3 protein-coding genes are annotated in these 3,572 nt (G+C 68.0%); 1 reads left to right on the top strand and 2 read right to left on the bottom strand.

Annotated elements, in window-relative coordinates; genetic code table 11:
- A partial coding sequence (locus ABJK26_RS06780) for an OB-fold nucleic acid binding domain-containing protein (protein WP_347241525.1) occupies positions 1–1,292 on the top strand: 1,292 nt, incomplete at its 5' end.
- 151 nt (positions 1,293–1,443) lie between these two features.
- Here the strand turns inward: ABJK26_RS06780 and groL are convergent.
- Together groL and groES are read right to left on the bottom strand one after the other, a co-directional pair.
- The gene (gene groL / locus ABJK26_RS06775) at positions 1,444–3,075 is read right to left on the bottom strand and encodes a chaperonin GroEL (RefSeq protein WP_347241524.1); all 1,632 of its coding nucleotides are present in this window, start codon (positions 3,073–3,075) and stop codon (positions 1,444–1,446) included.
- 12 nt (positions 3,076–3,087) lie between these two features.
- On the bottom strand, positions 3,088–3,393 hold the full coding sequence (gene groES, locus ABJK26_RS06770; RefSeq protein ID WP_347241523.1) for a co-chaperone GroES: 306 nt from the start codon (positions 3,391–3,393) through the stop codon (positions 3,088–3,090).
- Positions 3,394–3,572 lie beyond the last annotated feature (179 nt).

Below are 3,572 nucleotides of genomic sequence, written 5' to 3'. Positions count from 1 at the left end.
GCGTGCCCGAGGAGGAGGCCAACCGCCTCTTTGACATGCTGGAGGCCTTCGCCAACTATGGCTTCAACAAGAGCCATGCCGCCGCCTACAGCCTCCTCTCCTACCAGACGGCCTACGTGAAGGCCCACTACCCCGTGGAGTTCATGGCCGCCCTCCTTTCCGTGGAGCGGCAGGATTCCGACAAGGTGGCGGAGTACATCCGGGACGCCCGGGCCATGGGCATAGAGGTCCTTCCCCCCGACATCAACCGCTCGGGCTTTGACTTCAAGGTGGTGGGGGAGGAGATCCTCTTCGGGCTTTCGGCGGTGAAGAACGTGGGGGAGGGGGCGGCCCTGGCCATCCTCGAGGAGCGGGAGCGGGGCGGCCCCTTCAGGAGCCTAGGGGACTTCCTGAAGCGCCTGGACGAGAAGGTGGTGAACAAGCGCACCCTGGAGTCCCTCATCAAGGCGGGGGCCATGGACGCCTTCGGGGACCGGGCGAGGCTCCTCGCCTCCCTGGACCCCCTGCTCCGCTGGGCCGCGGGGGTCCGGGAGCGGGAGCGCTCGGGGATGTGGGGGCTTTTCGCCGAGGTGGAGGAGCCCCCCCTCCAGGAGGCCCCGCCCCTGGACGAGATCACCCGGCTCCGCTACGAGAAGGAGGCCCTGGGCATCTACGTCTCCGGCCACCCCGTCCTCCGCTACCCGGGCCTGAGGGAGGCGGCGAGCTGCACCCTAGGGGAGCTGGAAGACTTCGCAAGGGGGCTTCCTCCCCGCTCCCGGGTCCTCCTGGCGGGCATGGTGGAGGAGGTGGTGCGCAAGCCCACCCGCTCGGGGGGCATGATGGCCCGCTTCACCCTCTCCGACGAGACCGGGGCCCTGGAGGCGGTGGCCTTCGGCCGGGCCTACGAGGGGGTCTCCCCCAAGCTCAGGGAGGACCTCCCCCTCCTCGTCCTCGCCGAGGTGGAGCGGGAGGAGGGGGGCCTAAGGGTCATCGCCCAGGCGGTCTGGACCCACGAGGAGGTGGCCGAGGCCCCCAAGGCCCTGGAGGTGGAGGTGGACCACGCCCTCCTGGACGAAAAGGGGGTGGCCCTCCTCAAGAGCCTCCTGGACGAGCACCCCGGGCCCTTGCCCCTCTACGTGCGGGTCCAGGGCCCCTTCGGGGAGGCCCTCTTCGCCCTCCGGGAGGCCCGGGTGGGGGAGGGGGCCCTGGGGGCCCTCGAGGCCGAGGGCTTCCGCGCCTACCTGGTGCCGGACCGGGAGGTTTTCCTCCAGGGGAACGGGGGCGGCCAGAAGGAGGAGGCGGTTCCCTTCTAAGCACCCCACCGCGGCTTTTGCCGCGGTGGGGGCCCCAAAAAGCGCTTTCCCAAAGCCCTAGCTTGGGCATCCCACCTATGCCAGCGCAAGCCAGCATGGGGACGAAAGAAAAAGGGGCTGGGCTGGCCCAGCCCCTTGGCCTCACGCGGCCTTAGAAGTCCATGTCCCCGGCGCCCGCGGGGGCGGGGGTGGACTCCTTCTTCTCGGGCTTCTCGGCCACCACCGCCTCGGTGGTGAGGATGAGGGCGCCGATGGAGGAGGCGTTCTGGAGGGCGGAGCGGGTCACCTTGGCGGGGTCCACGATCCCGGCCTCCACCATGTCCACGTACTCCCCGGTGGCGGCGTTGAAGCCGAAGCGGAGGTTCTTGGTCTCGGAGAGGATCTTCTGCACCACCACGGACCCCTCGTAGCCGGCGTTCTCGGCGATCTGGCGGGCGGGCTCCTCCAGGGCGCGGCGGACGATCTTGGCGCCCGTGGCCTCATCCCCTTCCAGCTTGGCGATGAGCTCCTCCACGGCGCTGATGGCCCGAAGGAGGGCCACGCCGCCGCCCGGAACGATCCCCTCTTCCACCGCGGCCCGGGTGGCGTTCAGGGCGTCCTCAAAGCGGTGCTTCTTCTCCTTGAGCTCGGTCTCGGTAGCAGCGCCCACCCGGATCACGGCCACCCCGCCCGCGAGCTTGGCCAGGCGCTCCTGGAGCTTCTCCTTGGCGTACTCGCTGTCGGTGGTCTCCAGCTCCTTCCTGATGCCGTTGATCCGGGCCTCAATGTCCTCCTTCTTGCCCTTGCCGCCCACGATGGTGGTCTCGTCCTTGGTGATGCGCACCCGCTCGGCCCGGCCCAGCATGGAGAGGGTGGCGTTCTCCAGCTTGAAGCCGAGCTCCTCGGAGATCACGGTGCCGCCGGTGACGGCCGCGATGTCTTTGAGCATCTCCTTGCGGCGGTCACCGAAGCCGGGGGCCTTCACCGCGGCCACGTTCAGGGTGCCCCGGAGCTTGTTCACCACCAAGGTGGCGAGGGCCTCGCCCTCCACGTCCTCGGCGATGAGGAGGAGGGGCTTGCCGGTCTGGGCCACCTGCTCCAGGATGGGGAGGAGCTCGCGGACGTTGGAAACCTTCTTCTCCACGATGAGGATGAAGGCGTCCTCGAGGACCGCCTCCATGGCCTCGGGGTTGGTGACGAAGTAGGGGGAGATGTACCCCTTGTCAAACTGGTACCCCTCCACGAACTTCAGCTCGGTCTCCAGGCTCTTGGACTCCTCAACGGTGATGATCCCCTCCTTCCCCACCTTCTCCATGGCGTCGGCGATGAGCTTGCCGACGTCGGGGTCGTTGGCGGAGATGGTGGCCACCTCCTCAATGGCCTTCCGGTCCTCCACGGGGATGGCGAGGGCCTTGATCTTCTCCACCGCGGCCTCCACCGCCTTCTCAATGCCCCGCTTGAGGGCGAGGGGGTTGGCCCCGGCGGCCACGTTCTTCAGGCCTTCCCGGACGATGGCCTGGGCCAAGACGGTGGCCGTGGTGGTGCCGTCGCCCGCCACGTCGTTGGTCTTGGAGGCCACCTCCTTGAGGAGCTGGGCCCCGATGTTCTCCAGGTGGTTCTCCAGCTCAATCTCCTTGGCTACCGTCACCCCGTCTTTGGTGATGGTGGGGGAGCCGAACTTCTTCTCCAGGACCACGTTCCGGCCCCGGGGGCCAAGGGTGACCTTCACCGCGTCGGCCACCGCGTTCACGCCGCGCTCCAGCGCCCTGCGAGCCGCCTCGTCAAACACCAGGATCTTCGCCATGGTTCACCTCCTTTACTGCAGGACCGCCAAGAGGTCGCGCTCGGAGAGGATCACGTACTCCTCGCCGTCGATCTCGATCTCGGTGCCGCCGTACTTGGCGAAGACCACGACGTCGCCCTCCTTGACCTCGAGGGGCACCTTCTGGCCGTTCTCCAGCACGCGGCCCGTGCCCACCGCGATCACCTTGCCCTTCTGGGGCTTCTCCTTGGCGGTGTCGGGCAGGACGATGCCGCCCTTGGTCTTGGGCTCCTCCTCGATCCGCTTCACCACGACCCGGTCGCCTAGGGGCTTGATCACCGTCTTCACCTCCGCAGCCATACCCACTCCCTCCTTTGACGCTCAAAGGGTGAGAGTGTCAACCAAGGGTCATTATTCTGCCCCGGGCAGGTTCTTGTCAAGGGCTTGTGGGCTTGCCTAACCCCGGAGGGGGCGGGAGAAGGGTGAGAAGAACCCTAAGGCCGTAGGCGATGAGCTCCAAAAGCGCCGGCGCCCGGCCG

The sequence above is a fragment of the Thermus sp. genome (assembly GCF_039793865.1).
GTDB lineage: Bacteria > Deinococcota > Deinococci > Deinococcales > Thermaceae > Thermus.
Note: the sequence above shows the minus strand (reverse complement) of the source record. Positions and strands in the feature narration are given on the sequence as shown.